We start from the raw sequence: 18,536 nt of genomic DNA, 5'->3' as shown, positions 1-18,536 counted from the left end.
ATAGCATTGTTAGATACAATACTTTATATTATTAGATATATTACATTTTTTCAATCATTTCTTTACTCCATCCTTTAGGGAGATTTTTTATACTAGGATAATATGGTTTTAAAAGTTCAAAGAAAACTTCTTCGTGGTATCTGCTTATTTGAAAATAGTATTTGCCTAGAGTAGAGGGGTTTAGTATGCATTTTTTTATGGAGTTTTTATCATGGCAAATAGTATTAGGTGAATCTAAACTAGAAGCCAAATTCAGCTCATCATAATACGACCCATTATATTTGTTAATCTCAAAAAACCCATTATAATTAAAATTATAATCAAAATAGTCCACAAAATAACTACCTCTTTTTTCAAATCCCATATTAAATATTTCTTTTTCGTATTTTTTGCTTAATTCATCATTTAAATTTATATAATTTATTTTTGCATCAGCTATATAAGCTGCAGGATTAAAAAGAGAGTTGATTTCATTTTGAAGCATACCTTGAGAAAGTTTTAATATAAACCCACCCAAACTAAAAACAAAATAATCATAAAAATACTCATCATCAAAAGTAATCAAATAATCTTCATTTTTCCTATCTTGCTTAACTAAATAATCTAACATAGTAAGCAATAAGGAATTTTTCTTAATTAAACGATTATTTTTAAAACCTTCTACTTGTCTTTGAGTGATTATTCCTAAATTACCCAATTCTTCATAAAATTCATCATCAAATGCATAAGGTTTCATGCCATTATCTTTATAAATTTGGTCTATATAGTCTTGAATTATTCTTACATTTTCACTATGAATTTCTTTTACATAAGATACGATTTGTTCTTGATTTAGTATGGTTGTATTTTTTTCTATTTTGCATTGGTATTCTAGATTATTCGGATTTGTTAAGTGATAGCTTTGTCCTTCTGTTGTAGGTGTAAATTTAGGTTCAACATAATCATTATTTTTTTCAGCTATCCATAGAGGATTCTTTATTTTCTTAACCTCTTCTTCTAAATTTTCAATACTCGTAGGTATGTATTTTGGAATAAGTTTGTTGCCTTTTTTATCAAATATGATTTTACCTAAATAAATGCCAAATTTGGGATTGTAAAATTTATCAAGTTCACTATCTATTAAGTATCCAATTAACCAACCTTGTTTTTCGCTAGGGCATATATTATTAAAACATTTTATATTAGTATTTACACCTAGATAAAGTGCATTTGGTTCTTTTCTAGTTTGTAAAAATTGTTCATATTTTTTTGTATTTGGTAAAGACCCTATGTTATTATTCATTATATTATCCCTGTTTTTTCTCTAAATTTACCAGCAGTAATCCTAGCATCTCTTTCACTTGGTTGTATAAAATATAAAGGAGAATCTGTTAAATTCTTTTTTTTATCTTTTGTAACTACAATCTTTTTTCTACTTTCGTAGTAAGTTTCATCTATAAAACATTTTTTTGTTCCATGTTCTACACTATCAAAAAGCAAACATTTTTTATTGTAAGCATTAAAAATATCATGATAATTCCATTGTATATACAAATTTACTGTATTTAAAAAAAGTAATCTTTCTAAGCTATTGTTGGAGTTGATATTTATATGACTAATATAAAAATGTCTAAATTCATGTATGATGGTATCGATTAAATCAATAGAATATGCTTTTAAATTTAAACTTAAAATGTTATTTGCAAAATCATAGGTTCCAGAATCTCCGCTATTAGGACTATTTGTAATTATAGGTAAATCTTTTTCATTTATATTTAATCTTTTGGCAAAGTTTTTTAAAAAATCTTCTATGATTTCTATATTAATATCCTCATTTTGATTTTTTTCAAAAGCAAGTTTATGAATAGGATTTTTATTATAAACTTCCGATGCAACAGTATAAAATTTCTCTCTTTTTTTTATGTATTCATCTCCATCTTTTACGCTTTTTATAAATTCTTCGTTGGCTAAATCAAACCTATAATAAATATAAGCAATTTTTCCAGCAAGTTGAGGGTAGGTTTTAAAAAAGATATTATTATTTGTTTTGTTTTTCTCTTGTAATTTACAACAAGTTTTTAAAAAATCTATAGCTTCTAATACGCTAAAAATATAATTTGTATAAATGATGTCTTTTGCTAAATTGCTGTTGTTTGTGTTATTTATACCCCCAAGCACCCCCTCTCTTACACTATCATCATCTCCAACTCCCACTCTAAAGCTCATATCTATGATGATATAATGATCTTCTAAATTAGGTATAGTTTTTTCACTGCTATAAGCAAATAAAACTATATAGTATTTATAATCTTGTATGTCTTCTTTAGGCTCATTGCTTCTACTTATAGGTAAGCAAAAAGATAAAACATTATCTTCATAGCTTTCATTATAAATCAAATCATCATTTTCAAACAATACCTTAAGATTTTTTTCATCAATATAGCCGTTACAATCATGTAATAGCAAGTCTAATTTTTCTTTGCTTTCACATTCTACAAAAGCCCATTTTAGTTTTTCATCGCTTTCTTTTTCTAGTTGTAAGCTTATATAAGTCCCAGGTGCAAAAGAGGTATTTAAATCTATATTATTACTTGTAAATACAATTTTATTGTTTAGTCTTTGAGGGTATTTAACTTCTAATTCGCAAAGCAATTCTTCTTCATTTACAATATAACTTAAATGCTTTAATAAATCTTCAAACAATACTCCATTAACTATTCCTATGCTGCCATTGCTGCCAAATTCTCCCTTTTCATTAATGTTATAAAGATACAAATCCCCCTTACTCATACTTTCTTTATTCTTGCTTTTTTCTTTTTCATTATTTGGATTTGAAATTTCTATTTCTTTAAAACTTTTAGAGCATTCTTTATCTGTGTATAATCTAACACAATACTTTCCCCAAGTCTTACCTATGCTAAAAGGGTAATCTTTTAAAAAATCAGGTTGTTTGTTGTAATTAATCTCATTGATTTTAAAATAATACTTTCCTTCAGGTAAGCTTCCAAATTTATCTTTAATACTTTCATCATCATAGTAAAAATATGCTTTTTTCTTGGTAGTTTTATCTTTTATATCTTGATAAAAACTAAAAGCAATTTGTTTATTTGATGGTTTTAAATTATCAGCTTTAGCTACTCCACTTCTTGCTATATAAGAAGCTATTAAATCTTTTCCTTTAAAATGATATAAATAAAAACCATCATATTTAAAATAATCTTTATTTTTAAACCTAAGTATAAGTCCTATTTTATGATTAATATAATTATTAAATATTCTTTTGCTATCTTGTAAGGGTTTGGCTAAATAAGCTTTATTATCTTTTAATCTAACTTTAAAACTATGACAACTACTAAAGTCTTTTTCTCTATCAAATCTTATTTTACCTTCTTTATTAGTTTTTAATCTCAATACGCTTTGCTTGATTAGTTTTTCATGATCATACCCTTTTATACTAATGCTAGCATTATCAATAGCCTTGCCATGTTCATCTTGTATGATAAGGCTGATGTAATTTGAAGTAGCAGTGTTGTTTATAATGCTAGTGTTATTGTGGGTTAAATTTAGATCTTGATGGTTTAAATCATCATAAGCATAGCGCTTGCTTATCTTTTTAGGTTCTAATTTTATATTTAAACTATTTTTAGCTAAAACATAGTTTTTAATCTTACAATGATAATAATCATAAGTAATGTTTAAATCTTTGAAAGCATATAAATTATTCTCATCATATTTAAGATAATAATTTATTTTTTCATCATTGAAAGAAAAAATTTCATCTTCCTTTGCGCCTAAAAGAAGTTTTTCATAAAAAAATACTCTTGTTTTTAGTTTATTAAAATCTAGATTATAGTTTTGTTCTAATAAAGCTATATCGATTAATGACTCATCTTTAACAAATATATCACAATTGTTCTCATAAAGATGTAAAAGATTTGACATAGATGAAGCATTGTCAAAAAATATAAGCTTTTTATTTTTATCTTTGTTTTCTAAGATGAAGTGGCTAAAAGAAAGATTATAAAAGCGTAATAGCTTAGAATCTTCTTTGGTGTCGTTTTTCTCTAAATTCTCAAGTAAGGTTTTATTTTGAGAATAATTAAATTCTATAACGCTTTTATAAAGTTCTTTTCTTGCATTTAAATAAGTATTTGTGATTTTATCTTTGTGCAATAAGAATATAGTATAAAAGCTAGAATGATAAGGAAATTTTTCTTCGTTAAATAAGGCTTGATTGTTTTGATTAAAACTTGTAAAACTTTCACAAAAATATAAAGCTTTTAATAGATAAAATTCTGAGTTAATGTGGATGTTATCTATTGTATCTTTTAGTTTTAATGCTTTATAATCTTTTGATATGCTTTTGAGTAAGCTTTTTTCATTAAGTAAAGATGGCGTTTTTTTAACATCATAAAAAGGATAGTAATAATTTTTTAAATCTTTTGAAATCTTACCATCATAATATAATTGAATTCTTTGCATATTTTTAATTTGTGTTTGATGACAATGTGCTAAGTTATAATAATATTTTTCTTCAGAACTTAAATGAGTTTCATATTCTCTTATAAAATCAATAAAAGAAATACCACTATCTTTTAACCAATCTTCTATTTTAGAATTAATCCACCAAAGAATTATCATACCAGTGCCAACAATACTAATGGCTGCTAAAACACCTAACAAGGTGCTGCTTGTAATTGCTATTGCGCTATAAGTTGTAATGGCTGCTGTGCTTATTATCGGTATTCCTATTTTAAAAATTTGTGAAGCAATAATTTCAGAACCAATTTTTACAGAAACTTTTAAACCATCTTTTGTTTTTTGATATTCTATTAAAGCATCAATTCCACTAAGGGTATTATCTGCTCTTTTTATGATGATTTTAAAAGGGAGTAGGTAGGGTTCGAGGTCTTTGAAAAAGCTAGATATTGTATCGTTTGCATTACTTATAAATCCAGTAGCACCTGTGATGGCTTGAACTTCATTTTGATGCATAAAATTTTCCGTTTTATTTACATCTTCTACTTCTTTAAGTAGTTTTTCTCCTATTTCATCTACACCCGCATCTTTTAAAGGAATTTGCAAATCTTTTTCTGTTTCGTTTAATTTTTTTCTAGGTAATTCTTCTTTTTGCAATTCTTCGTTCATTGTTTACACTCTTTTAGTTTGGATTGTATGGATTTAAGTTTATTGATTTGTTTTTGACCGAGTCTGAGTTTTGGATAATTATTGTTTATATTTTCTATTTTCATTTTAAGATAATCATCTTTATAGGCAATAAATTTAATTTTTGAATTTATAAGATTGATATATCTATCAACTGCAATATTAATTTTTTCTATGCCATTTAGAATTGCTATGGTTTTGGGATTATTTAAATCACAAATAGGAGCTATTGAAAGTTCTCTTAGGTACATATTATTAGCAAACGCACCATCTAAGCCAATCAATAGATTAATATATGTTACAATTTCTATTATTTCAAAATCATTATCATTTTTTTTCAAAAAATCCTCTTCTAAACGAGTATTTAGAAAAAATAAAAAATCTTCAAAAACTTTAAATCTTTCCTTGTCAAATAAAAAATAAGTTTTATGTCCTATAAAAGTTTTTTCATTATCTAAAAGATAAAGTATAATATCCATATTTATTCTTAAAACAATTCGACTAGCTTTTCTTGAAAGTTCCTCATCTTCATCTAGGAATGAATAAATAGTTAAAGTTCTTATATCTTCAATACTAGCTTGTATCATCTTAAGATTTTTAATAATCATTTGTGTAACTTTTTCTTGATTATAGTTTTCTTTGTTTAAATTCTTAGCATATATTAATTCTTCTTTGCTTTCGTTTTCACTCCACTTGATTAAAGCACTAAAATTTTCTCTTGCTTTGCTTTCATTATCTTCTTTAAATTGTAAAGCTTCTTGGATGAAGTTATAAGCATTACTAACAATTATGATAAAAACTAATACAATAAAAACTATAGTAGAAACTCTTTTTAATATTTTAAGCACTTTTTTTACCTTTAAAAATAATATTGTTTTGTATTATAATCTTATCAAACAAAAGATTAAAACCTTGTTCTTTTATACTACTTGTATTTTCTTTTGTATTGTTTTCTTGATTTGAATTTTCATCTTGATTTAAGTTTTTATTTATTTCTTTATTTTCATTTTTATTGATTGTTTTATCTTTGTTATTTAATTCTTCATTGATAATAAAAGAACTCATATAAGTTTGATAAGCATGTTCTAAATCTTTAAAACCAAGTCTTTTAAATTCATCAATACTTTTATAAAGTTCTTTTCTTGCATTTAAATAAGTATCATTTAGTTTGTTTTTATGAGAGATAAAGATAGTATAAAAGCTAGAGTTAAATTCTAATTCTTTTATTGTGTTTTCATCAAATAAAGCTTGCTTATCTTTATCATATAAAACATAATCTTCACAAAAATATAAAGCTTTTAATAAATAGGGTTTTGAATCAATGTTGATGTTGTTGATATCTTGCAAGTTTAAAGTCTTTAGTAGGTATTGTTTATTAGCAATAATACTTAAGCCTTGATTGGAGTTTAAAAAAGTATTTCTTTCTTGTTTTAATTGAAAGCTTAGCTTTTCATTTAAAGATTTAAATAAAGAATTAAAAATTTCATTTTTTATTTTATTGTCTTCTGTATAAAGTTTTAAATCAAATTGATATTTTTGTTCTTCTTGTTCAATGATTTTTTCTTGTTCTTTTAAATCTTGTATGTTTTTTAAATATTCTTCATCTATAAAATTGTAAGTTGTAGAAGCTATACTTGTTTTAGTTATAAGTTCTTTTTTCTTTGCTAGAGCAAGTTCGTATTGTTTTGAATAGCTAGGGTAGGGGCGTGGAGTGAAGAGGGAGAAAGGATTGATTAGTTTTTGAAAAAAATCATTTGGATGATCAATACATTGACCATTAGGTGTTATAGAATTACTAGGGCATACAACAGGAGGTTTAATTTTATCTGCGATTTTATTAAGCAAATCTTGAGTATTTATTAGCAGTTTTTTTGCTAATTCTTTAATGTTTTCAGAAAAATAGTAAGATATAACACTTCCTCCAGCAAAAATAATTATACCAAAAATAATTTTTCCTCTAAACAAGATAAGTGCTATTTCTTTGGAAATATCTAAGCCTTTTTTTAAAACAAAATCTTGTATAACTTCTTCTCCTAATTTTACTAAAACTTTAGTTATATCACCATTGTTAATATACTCTAAGGTATATTCAGTAATTTTTAGTTTGCTATCCACTTTATCTGTAATAACTTGAACTTTTTGAATATAAGGTTGTAGGGTTTCTTTAGTGGGAGAGTTGGGGGAAAGGTTGAAGCCACTGCTAAAAAAATCGAAAGTATTACTTGCTTTTCCTATTCCTTCTCTACTACTTTCTATAACCTCTTGTCCTTCTCTTAGAGCTTCTTTTATACTTTCTTTAATGTTAATAGTAGTATTGTTTTCATTATGAACACTAGTATTATTTTCATTTGCATTCATCTAAGGCCTTTTGGATTTTGTTTATTGTATCTTCTAGAAAAGGTAATATATCCTTACGATAATTCCTAAAATTTTCTTTTAATGTCTTATCGAGAAGTTTTGAGCCATCAGGATCTAAATTATTAAATATATTATACCCCTCTTTTATTTTTTGTAACATGAAATTTCTATTTTTAAAAGAACATAATTGATTGTTATGAAGTAAAAAAGAGCTTGGAATTGATATTTTAAAATAAATTGCTGCATTTTTATATTCGGTTCCCTTATCCAAATAACCTATGCTATCTAAATAATCATAAAATTCTTCACAATGCTTTATAAATTTAAGTTCTTCTTTAAAAATTTGTTTTTCTAAATCTTTAGTAGAGGCTCTTAAGTTTAGGTATTTTTGTTTTTCATTTGAGTTTAAATTACTTATGAAATTAAGATAACGAAAAAAAATTCGTTCATTACCAACTAAAAAGTAAAATGTGTTAGCATAATTTTGAAGAGAAGCTCGGTAATACCTATCCTCAAATCCAAATAATTTAGCCACCTTAAAATCAAAAATAGCCTTTTGCATTTTTGTATTTAAATCTTTAAAGTCTTCTAGTTTAGGCTGATAATCATCTACAATTTTAATCATATCGTCAGGACTTGGATTTAAAGTCATTTTTTCAAAAATTCTAAATTCTTGTTCTTTTTTAGGAAAATGATACATTCCCCAATAAATCGTATATAAAGGAGAATAAAGTAATTTTGCAAGCACGGCAAGTATTATGATTAATATAATACAGGGTATATAAAATCTTTTAAGTTTATAAAAAGGTTTTTTCATTTATATTCCTTGATATTTTAAAAATGGTTTTTTATATATTTTTTGTAAAAATTACAATGAAAGTTTTTTAATATTTTAAGCAATTTTTTTACTTTTAAGGTTAGTATTATTTATTATAGCATTGTTGTACAAATCCCCCTTACTCATACTTTCTTTATTCTTGCTTTTTTCTTTTTCATTATTTGGATTTGAAATTTCTATTTCTTTAAAACTTTTAGAGCATTCTTTATCTGTGTATAATCTAACACAATACTTTCCCCAAGTCTTACCTATGCTAAAAGGGTAATCTTTTAAAAAATCAGGTTGTTTGTTGTAATTAATCTCATTGATTTTAAAATAATACTTTCCTTCAGGTAAGCTTCCAAATTTATCTTTAATACTTTCATCATCATAGTAAAAATATGCTTTTTTCTTGGTAGTTTTATCTTTTATATCTTGATAAAAACTAAAAGCAATTTGTTTATTTGATGGTTTTAAATTATCAGCTTTAGCTACTCCACTTCTTGCTATATAAGAAGCTATTAAATCTTTTCCTTTAAAATGATATAAATAAAAACCATCATATTTAAAATAATCTTTATTTTTAAACCTAAGTATAAGTCCTATTTTATGATTAATATAATTATTAAATATTCTTTTGCTATCTTGTAAGGGTTTGGCTAAATAAGCTTTATTATCTTTTAATCTAACTTTAAAACTATGACAACTACTAAAGTCTTTTTCTCTATCAAATCTTATTTTACCTTCTTTATTAGTTTTTAATCTCAATACGCTTTGCTTGATTAGTTTTTCATGATCATACCCTTTTATGCTAATGCTAGCATTATCAATAGCCTTGCCATGTTCATCTTGTATGATAAGGCTGATGTAATTTGAAGTAGCAGTGTTGTTTATAATGTTAGTGTTATTGTGGGTTAAATTTAGATCTTGATGGTTTAAATCATCATAAGCATAGCGCTTGCTTATCTTTTTAGGTTCTAATTTTATATTTAAACTATTTTTAGCTAAAACATAGTTTTTAATCTTACAATGATAATAATCATAAGTAATGTTTAAATCTTTTAAAGCATATAAATTATTCTCATCATATTTAAGATAATAATTTATTTTTTCATCATTGAAAGAAAAAATTTCATCTTCCTTTGCGCCTAAAAGAAGTTTTTCATAAAAAAATACTCTTGTTTTTAGTTTATTAAAATCTAGATTATAGTTTTGTTCTAATAAAGCTATATCGATTAATGACTCATCTTTAACAAATATATCACAATTGTTCTCATAAAGATGTAAAAGATTTGACATAGATGAAGCATTGTCAAAAAATATAAGCTTTTTATTTTTTTCTTTGTTTTCTAAGATGAAGTGGCTTAGGTTTTTAAGGTGATAAGATACAATCTTAAAATCTTCTTTTATATCATCTATAATGGTATTGCTTTGTTTTGTATTGTTTTCTTGATTTGAATTTAAAGAAAGTTCTTTGAAATTTATACTTTCTTTTGTATCACTTTCTTGATTTAAGTTTTTATTTATTTCTTTATTTTCATTTTTATTGATTGTTTTATCTTTACTATTTAATTCTTCATTGATAATAAAAGAACTCATATAAGTTTGATAAGCATGTTCTAAATCTTTAAAACCAAGTCTTTTAAACTCATCAATACTTTTATAAAGTTCTTTTCTTGCATTTAAGTAAGTATCATTTAGTTTGTTTTTATGAGAGATAAAGATAGTATAAAAACTAGAGTTAAATTCTAATTCTTTTATTGTGTTTTCATCAAATAAAGCTTGCTTATCTTTATCATATAAAACATAATCTTCACAAAAATATAAAGCTTTTAATAAATAGGGTTTTGAATCGATGTTAATGTTGTTGATATCTTCTAAAGATAGTTTTTGTATATAGGCTATTTTTAAATTATTGATTACTTGTATAGACATAAGTTTATAATTATTATATTCTTGATTAAAGTGATTAAGATTTTCTAAAAATATTTTATACTCATTGATATATTCTTTTTCATCTTGTATATTATCTAAATATTTAAGACTTTGATTGAAAATATTATTATTGTAAAAATTACAAGAAAAACTATCAAAATTAAATTCTTTTAACAAATTACTATTTTTATCATCTATAGAACATAAAGGAGTAAAGGAATTTTGTATGTTTTTGTAGTAGGGGTAGAGAGAGTTATTGGAAAGATTAAATGCTTGTTGAGTTTTATTTGCACTGAAATAAAGAATTTTTTGCGTTGGTTTTTTGATTAAAGAAACCACAGCGCCTGGTCCAACTATACTCCCAATATAATATAACGGTTGTTTTTGAAAATCTTGTTTTAAGAATTGAAATGCTTGCTTTCTAATTTGATCATTTGAGATTATAAGTTTAATGGCTTTATAAAAGACTTCGGCTTGTTCAATAGCTTCATCTTGTTTTGTGTTGTCATCTAAAATTATATTTTCAACTCCAATAATTTTTATTACAAAATGTCCAAATTCTAAAGCCGTCATAACTGTAGAGTCAAATATACCATTTACTAAATCATCAATATGTTGCAAAATATTCTTATTGTTAGACATTTTATTAGTCCTTTATTTTATTTAAATAGATAAAATATACTAAAATAATTTTATAAAATAAATAAAAAACTATTGAAAAAATAATTTTTAAATTTGTATTTAAATGAAAGAATTCTAACAAATCCATAAAATAATTCCACAATATAAACAAAATTAAAATATCATTAAAAATGCTATATAAAAAAATAAATAATGAATTTGCTTTATATTTGGCTTTACATTTTTTACAAACTAGTTCTTTACCAAAGCCCAATAAAAATACATTTGATGCATTTTGTAATTTATTGATTTTTGTTTTACAAACTTCACATTCTTTATAAATAGACATTTATTTTTCCTATATAATTTAAAAATTATCTTTAAAATTTAAATTATTTTCCGCATGCATTTAATCTTCCTTTAGCAAAATTTATGAAATAATTAAGTTTTTTTGTTACATATATTGCTTCGTATAATTCTTGATCTTGAAATTTTAAATCCGCATCATGAAATAAATTTATTTTTTTATAAGAATTAATCATATTTTCTAATAACTGTTCTTTTTGAGGTATAGAACACATAAGATTTGTATCTAAAGTAAAACCAAAAAACAAGATATTATAAGTCATAAAATTAATTTCAAACATTATTTTACCTAAATTATACTTAGATGGTAATTTTTCAATTTCACTCATAAAGACAAGCAACTCATCCGCAACATTTAAATAATTATTAATTTCTTTTAAATTAGTAGTGCTATTAGAAGCAAGATAAAAATAATTAAGATTATTTTGCATTTGCAAACCAAATAATACATCCTTATTTTTAAGAGCTACCAAATAAGCATTGTCTAAACCTAAAATTTGCATAAATTTAAAATCTTTTTTAAAATTATGCATATAATTTAATAGTTCTTTTTGATTAAGTTTTAATTCTTGATTTAAGTTTTGTTCTACAAAAACTTTTTTAAATTCTTCTTCGTTGCTCCAGAATAATTTAGATATCTCTTTTCTAATTTGATTTTCTTTTTCATAATAATACTTATCCCAAAAGATAAGCTCTAAAGGGTGATAAGCTAAGCTTATAAAAATAATCAAAGCTATAAGCAAACCGCAGGGTATATAAAATCTTTTAAGTTTATAAAAAGGTTTTTTCATTTATATTCCTTGATATTCTAAAAATAGTTTTTGTGTCTTTTTTTGTTTCGTTTAAGGTTTTATTTTGAGTGTTAAGTTTTATCTCATTCATTTGTGCATTCTTTTAGTTTGGTTTGTATGGATTTAAGTTTATTAGTTTGTTTTTGATCGAGTTTGAGTTTCTTAAAATTATAGATCGCTTTTTCTAATTGTATTTTTAAATGACTATCAGTGTGTATTTTTAATTCTTTATTAAAAAACAATAAAACTTTGTCAGTAGCAATGTTAATTTGACTCATACCATTTAAAATTGTTATAGTTTTAGGGGTATTTAAATCACAAATATAATCTTGTAAAAATTCACTCAAATACATATCAGTAAATGCACAATTATAACCAATTAGAGTGTTAATATACATTCCAATTCTAACTACATCAAAGCTATCAAACTTATGAATATCTTTTTTCAAAAAATCCTCTTCTAAACGAGTATTTAGAAAAAATAAAAAATCTTCAAAAACTTTAAATCTTTCCTTATCAAATAAAAAAGAAGTTTTTTGATTTGTGATATTTCCTTCATTATATAAAAGATAAAGTATAATATCAGTATTTGAATTTGTTGTAACATGCCCAGCTTGTCTCATAAGCTCAACATCTTCTTCTGTAGGATAATAAGAGGTTAAAGTTCTTACATCTTCAATACTAGCTTGTATCATCTTAAGATTTTTAATAATCATTTGTGTAACTTTTTCTTGATTATAGTTTTCTTTGCTTAAATTCTTAGCATATTCTAATTCTTCCTTGCCTTCATTTTCACTCCATTTGATTAAAGCACTAAGATTTTCTCTTGCTTTATTTTCATTAGCTTCTTTAAATTGTAAAGCTTCTTGGATAAAGTTATAAGCATTGCTAGCAATTATGATAAAAACTAATACAATAAAAACTATAATAGAAATTCTTTTTGATATTTTAAGCAATTTTTTTACCTTTAAAGTTAGTATTATTTATTATAGCATTATTAGATACAATCTTAAAATCTTCTTTTATATCATCTATAATGGTATTGCTTTGTTTTGTTTTTAAAGAAGTTTCATTGTTAAAATTTGTATTTTTTATTATAGTGTCTGTATTTTCTTTTGTATTGTTTTCTTGTTTTAAATTTAAAGAAAGTTCTTTGAAATTTATACTTTCTTTTGTATTACTTTTTTGATTTAAGTTTTTATTTATTTCTTTATTTTCATTTTTATTGATTGTTTTATCTTTGTTATTTAATTCTTCATTGATAATAAAAGAACTCATATAAGTTTGATAAGCATGTTCTAAATCTTTAAAACCAAGTCTTTTAAATTCATCAATACTTTTATAAAGTTCTTTTCTTGCATTTAAGTAAGTATCATTTAGTTTGTTTTTATGAGAGATAAAGATAGTATAAAAACTAGAGTTAAATTCTAATTCTTTTATTGTGTTTTCATCAAATAAAGCTTGCTTATCTTTATCATATAAAACATAATCTTCACAAAAATATAAAGCTTTTAATAAATAGGGTTTTGAATCAATGTTGATGTTGTTGATATCTTGCAAGTTTAAAGTCTTTAGTAGGTATTGTTTATTAGCAATAATACTTAAGCTTTGATTGGAGTTTAAAAAAGTATTTCTTTCTTGTTTTAATTGAAAGCTTAGCTTTTCATTTAAAGATTTAAATAAAGAATTAAAAATTTCATTTTTTATTCTATTATCTTCTTTATAAAGTTTTAAATCCAATTGATATTTTTGCTCTTCTTGTTCAATGATTTTTTCTTGTTCTTTTAAATCTTGTATGTTTTTTAAATATTTTTCATCTATAAAATTGTAAGTTGTAGAAGCTATACTTGTTTTAGTTATAAGTTCTTTTTTCTTTGCTAGAGCAAGTTTGTATTGTTTTGAATAGCTAGGGTAGGGGCGTGGAGTGAAGAGGGAGAAAGGATTGATTAGTTTTTGAAAAAAATCATTTGGATGATCAATACATTGACCATTAGGTGTTATAGAATTACTAGGGCATACAACAGGAGGTTTAATTTTATCTCCGATTTTATTAAGCAAATCTTGAGTATTTATTAGCAGTTTTTTTGCTAATTCTTTAATGTTTTCAGAAAAATAGTAAGATATAACACTTCCTCCAGCAAAAATAATTATACCAAAAATAATTTTTCCTCTAAACAAGATAAGTGCTATTTCTTTAGAAATATCTAAGCCTTTTTTTAAAACAAAATCTTGTATAACTTCTTCTCCTAGTTTTACTAAAACTTTAGTTATATCGCCATTGTTAATATACTCTAAGGTATATTCAGTAATTTTTAGTTTGTTATCCACTTTATCTGTAATAACTTGAACTTTTTGAATATAAGGTTGTAGGGTTTCTTTAGTGGGAGAGTTGGGGGAAAGGTTGAATATATTGCCTAAAAAATGAGAGGTATTGCTTATTTCTCCGGTTGCATCTCTACTATTCTCTACAATTTCTTGTCCTTCTCTTAGGGCTTCTTTTATACTTTCTTTAATGTTAATAGTGGTATTGTTTTCATTATGAACACTAATATTATTTTCATTTGCATTCATCTAAGGCCTTTTGGGTTGTATTTATCCATTGTCTTTGTTGAATTGAAAATTCTTTATGTAGATATTTCCAATTTTCCTCTGTTAATCCATCGGGAAGTTTTGTTGAAATATTTAAATCTAAATTATTAAATACTTTATAACTTATTTTCATTTTTTCAAACATTAGGTTTCTATCTATAAAAAAACATATTTCAGAATTTAAATTTAGAAAAAAACCATATAACAAAATTTTAATCATATTTGCCAAACCTTTATACCAAGAACCCTTATTCAAATAGCCTATGCTATCTAAATAATCATAAAATTCTTCATAGCGCTTTATAAATTTAAGTTTTTCTTCAAAAATTTGTTTTTCTAAATCTTTAGTAGAGGCTCTTAAGTTTAGGTATTTTTGTTTTTCATTTGAGTTTAAATTGCTTATGAAATTAAGATAATTAAAATAGGTTTGCTCTTTTCTTATCACTGAAAGAAATACTCTAGCGTAATTTTGAAGAGAAGCTTGGTAATACCTATCCTCAAATCCAAATAATTTAGCCACCTTAAAATCAAAAATAGCCTTTTGCATTTTTGTATTTAAATCTCTAAAGTCTTCTAGTTTAGGCTGATAATCATCTACAATTTTAATCATATCTTTAGGACTTGGATTTAAAGTCATTTTTTCAAAATTTCTAAATTCTTGTTCTTTTTTAGGAAAATGATACATTCCCCAATAAATCGTATATAAAGGAGAATAAAGTAATTTTGCAAGCACGGCAAGTATTATGATTAATATAATACAGGGTATATAAAATCTTTTAAGTTTATAAAAAGGTTTTTTCATTTATATTCCTTGGTATTTTAAAAATAGTTTATAAAATTTTCTATAAAAATCATAATGATATTTTTTATACTATTTATTGTATTACTAATATTTGGCATTCTAAAATTTTAAAATATAGTATTTATTTTCAAAAAAAATACTATATATTTACTCTGCTTTAATTTCTCCACCTTTAACAACAAGACCCTTAGAATCTATCACTACTTCTACTCCACCTGCTTTAATGATAACACAATCTGGTTTAGCATTAATCAATGTTTCTCCTACTTGTATAGTTGCCTCACTATCAGCCCTTAGATAATGAGTTGTTTTTGCATAGGTAGTGATATTATCAGCCACCATACTTGTATTTTTATCGCTTTCAAATCCCATGGATTCATTGCTTGTAAAAAGAATATTGTCTTTACTTTTATAATCTATCTCTTTTTCGCTCAAGACTTGTATTTTATTGCTTGTATTTATATTGTAATAACCTTCTATAATTTCTTTTTTGTTTCCTTTAACATTTCTAGTTTCATCTTTATGTATAATGGTATTTTTGTTTGCGCATATTTCAGTGTCTTTATTTTCTCCTATATATTCACTTGAATTTTTAGCTACTCTTAACTTGTTGTCTACTCCTACATTTAAAGTGTTAGATAATCCAACTATGGTGTCTTTAGATAAACCTACATTTATTAGATACTCAGCACCAACATTGACATTTTTAGCTAAATCTATGGTTTGCGTATGAACTTTTTTAATTCTTTCATTATAAATTCCATCCACCATAGAATCTTTATCATTTAAAATTCTTTGAGTAAAGTTGTGCTGAACCAATTCATCATAATCTCTTTCTGCTTTTAGATAGATTTGTTCTTTATCTTTTAAGTTGGATAAAGTTAGTTCATTGTATCCTTGTTCATATACTCCTATAGTTTTAGAGCTAATGGAAGTTTTGTGATCATGGTGTGGCAACGATACAAGAGGATCATTCACCCCATTATATAAACTTCCACTAATAAAAGGCTTGTCTATATCATCATCTAAAAATGAAATAATAACTTCATCTCCTATTCTTGGTGTATGATAAAAACCTGAATGATTGCTTGCTACATTACTAGCTACTCTTAAGAATGGACTATGGTGATACATGTTTGTTTTATTATCTAATTCTTCTTGATTAGCATAAAGATTAATCCTTACTTTTACTCTTCCATATTCATCTGTGTATATGGTATTTCTTTGATTTTCTATATTAGAATCTTCTCCTATAACTATACCCATGGTATTAATTGGAGGTTTTGGTTTGGATTTAAAACTAGGTGTAAAGGTTAAAAAAGATGGGGTAAGGGTTAAATTATTTGTATAAGATTTGCTTAGATTTAAGTCTTTAATATTTAAATTATCATTGGTATTGATAGTATTAGCTAAAATAGCATCATCAATTAAAATTTGTTCTTTTGCTATAATGGTATATTCTTTGGTGGTTTCTTCTTGAATATTAATTTTAATACTTTCATTTAAACTAAGATGATAAATATTGCTTTTTGCTTTTAGTATATTATTAAGCATAGTATTTCTTTTTTCTTTTAGGGTAGGGGATTGTTTTAAATTAATATTTTGTGTAAAGGAATACTCACTTTCATAAGAATGCTCATTATAATGTGTATTGGCATTTTGTGCTTTAGTGCTTAAGGAATATAAACTTAAAGGTTGTTTGGAATTATTACTAGAATGAGTAAAAGCATTAGTTTGTATTTGTTTTTCTTTATTTAGTGCGTAAATACAAGTTTCATTAAGATGGTTGTTGATATTAGGATTAAAAACTATATCTTTTATTTTGCCTTTATGAGTATAAAAATCATAAAAATAAATATTATCTTTATCTTCATAAAAATAAATACCATGATTGTGTGCTAATCTTGTGATAAATTCTAAATCACTTTCATTGTATTGAGAAATTAATTCTTTAGTTTCATATATATGATGAATATTAGAAAAATCAATGTTTTTATTTAGCTTGGTGTTATAATAGGCTAAGGTTTGTTTAATTACTTCTATTATGTTTGTATGAGTATAAATACGATTTGCTTTATTAAAATCAAGTCTTATTAAAGGAGAATGCAAGTTAAACTTAAAAAAATGTTTATGGTTTAATTGTTTAAAATTTTCTTTTACAATATTGCTAGCACTGCCTTGATTAACACCTAAATAGTCAACATAAGATATTATTCCCCGATAAATCATATCAATATTAGTTGAAAAGTCTATCTTTTTGTTTTCATAAGGATTTTTAATTATAAGTGAAGCTTCTTTATCAATAAGCATATTAGGATTAAATTCAATATTATCATCACTAAAAATATCATTATTGATATTTTCATAAAAACCTTCACATTCACATAAAAAGATCTGATCCAAGCTTTCTTTTATAATGGCTTTTGTGATTTTAAAATCAAGTTTGTTAATTTTTAAATTAAGATAAGAGTTGTTTGTATTCATTAAAAAACCTTTGTTGGTATTGGGATTGAAATACAATTGAGTGTTTCTTGAAGATTTTCATATTCATTTATCCAATACAATTGTATTTTTTTTGCCCCAAAGGGTGTAACAAGCGTAAAATATCTAAAATCTTCTATTTTAAGATTAAAAATTTTATCAAATTCGATATAGTTCATTAAGCCGTAATCTTTAAAATCACATTCTTTGTATATAGATTTTAAAAATTTTGGTATTTCATTGACAATGAAAAGTATTTTTATTTTTTCTTTTGATAGATTAATAGTTAGTTCTTTTACTATATTATTTGGATATTCTTGTTTAATGATATCTAATAATTGTTTGTTGCTACAATTTTCCAAGCTATCAAGTTTAATTTCAAAATCTTTTTTAATTTCTAATTTTGTAGGTGTATATTGTAATTTATGCTCTTTATTAGATTGTGGCAGCAGTATATTAATTTCTTTTTTATCTTGAATAATTATTTTAGCAATACCCATAATTTTTGTATTTAAATCTAATAAAATTTGTAAGTCTTTTTTAGAGATTATGTTTTCTATATCTTTTTTAAAACTATTTAGATTTAAATTTTCACTAGATAAAAATTGCATAAGTTTATTTAAAAATATGG

General features: G+C 24.2%; 13 protein-coding genes. 1 reads left to right on the top strand and 12 read right to left on the bottom strand.

Translation table 11 applies throughout. From position 1 onward, the window contains the following. Positions 1-40: 40 nt before the first annotated feature. The 6 genes from CPEL_RS04850 to CPEL_RS09380 all read right to left on the bottom strand — a co-directional run bounded on the left by CPEL_RS04850 (position 41) and on the right by CPEL_RS09380 (position 10,897). Positions 41-1,282 (bottom strand): hypothetical protein, encoded by a 1,242-nt coding sequence (locus tag CPEL_RS04850; protein WP_044598828.1) that lies wholly within the window; start codon positions 1,280-1,282, stop codon positions 41-43. After that, positions 1,282-5,127 (bottom strand): hypothetical protein, encoded by a 3,846-nt coding sequence (locus tag CPEL_RS09585; RefSeq protein WP_232088161.1) that lies wholly within the window; start codon positions 5,125-5,127, stop codon positions 1,282-1,284. Before CPEL_RS09585 ends, CPEL_RS04850 begins: the two co-directional genes overlap by 1 nt. Beyond that, positions 5,124-5,993: a hypothetical protein gene (locus tag CPEL_RS04830; protein ID WP_044598827.1), complete on the bottom strand. Its 870-nt coding sequence runs from the start codon at positions 5,991-5,993 to the stop codon at positions 5,124-5,126. The genes CPEL_RS09585 and CPEL_RS04830 overlap by 4 nt, the downstream gene beginning before the upstream one ends. Continuing rightward, entirely contained in the window at positions 5,986-7,503 is a 1,518-nt protein-coding gene (locus CPEL_RS09390) for a hypothetical protein (protein ID WP_167332806.1), read from the bottom strand. Before CPEL_RS09390 ends, CPEL_RS04830 begins: the two co-directional genes overlap by 8 nt. Continuing rightward, complete coding sequence (locus tag CPEL_RS09385; RefSeq protein ID WP_044598826.1) at positions 7,490-8,320, bottom strand: hypothetical protein; 831 nt, start codon at positions 8,318-8,320, stop codon at positions 7,490-7,492. The genes CPEL_RS09390 and CPEL_RS09385 overlap by 14 nt, the downstream gene beginning before the upstream one ends. A 75-nt stretch (positions 8,321-8,395) precedes the next feature. After that, positions 8,396-10,897 (bottom strand): hypothetical protein, encoded by a 2,502-nt coding sequence (locus CPEL_RS09380; protein ID WP_167332816.1) that lies wholly within the window; start codon positions 10,895-10,897, stop codon positions 8,396-8,398. A gap of 170 nt (positions 10,898-11,067) precedes the next feature. On the opposite strand from CPEL_RS09380, the gene CPEL_RS09185 reads away from it, so the two are divergent. Continuing rightward, positions 11,068-11,217 carry a hypothetical protein gene (locus tag CPEL_RS09185; protein ID WP_158336790.1) on the top strand — a complete coding sequence of 50 codons (150 nt, stop codon included), beginning with the start codon at positions 11,068-11,070 and terminating at the stop codon, positions 11,215-11,217. Positions 11,218-11,268: 51 nt separating this feature from the next. Here CPEL_RS09185 and CPEL_RS04800 read toward each other — a convergent pair whose 3' ends face one another. From CPEL_RS04800 to CPEL_RS04775, 6 genes are all read right to left on the bottom strand, one after another. Continuing rightward, complete coding sequence (locus tag CPEL_RS04800; protein ID WP_044598825.1) at positions 11,269-12,033, bottom strand: hypothetical protein; 765 nt, start codon at positions 12,031-12,033, stop codon at positions 11,269-11,271. An 83-nt stretch (positions 12,034-12,116) separates the two neighbouring features. Next, positions 12,117-12,989, bottom strand: a complete 873-nt coding sequence (locus tag CPEL_RS04795) for a hypothetical protein (RefSeq protein WP_044598824.1) — start codon at positions 12,987-12,989, stop codon at positions 12,117-12,119. After that, on the bottom strand, positions 12,982-14,604 hold the full coding sequence (locus CPEL_RS09375) for a hypothetical protein (RefSeq protein ID WP_167332815.1): 1,623 nt from the start codon (positions 14,602-14,604) through the stop codon (positions 12,982-12,984). Before CPEL_RS09375 ends, CPEL_RS04795 begins: the two co-directional genes overlap by 8 nt. Next, entirely contained in the window at positions 14,591-15,424 is an 834-nt protein-coding gene (locus CPEL_RS04785) for a hypothetical protein (RefSeq protein ID WP_044598823.1), read from the bottom strand. The genes CPEL_RS09375 and CPEL_RS04785 overlap by 14 nt, the downstream gene beginning before the upstream one ends. 147 nt (positions 15,425-15,571) lie before the next feature. Further along, a complete protein-coding gene (locus CPEL_RS08865) occupies positions 15,572-17,908 on the bottom strand; it encodes a type VI secretion system Vgr family protein (RefSeq protein WP_044598822.1) in 2,337 nt (778 codons plus the stop codon). Then, on the bottom strand, positions 17,908-18,516 hold the full coding sequence (locus CPEL_RS04775; RefSeq protein ID WP_232088160.1) for a hypothetical protein: 609 nt from the start codon (positions 18,514-18,516) through the stop codon (positions 17,908-17,910). Before CPEL_RS04775 ends, CPEL_RS08865 begins: the two co-directional genes overlap by 1 nt. Between the last annotated feature and the right edge of the window lie 20 nt (positions 18,517-18,536).

Origin of the sequence: Campylobacter peloridis LMG 23910 (assembly GCF_000816785.1) — a bacterium.
Taxonomy (GTDB): Bacteria; Campylobacterota; Campylobacteria; order Campylobacterales; family Campylobacteraceae; genus Campylobacter_D; species Campylobacter_D peloridis.
Note: the sequence above shows the minus strand (reverse complement) of the source record. Positions and strands in the feature narration are given on the sequence as shown.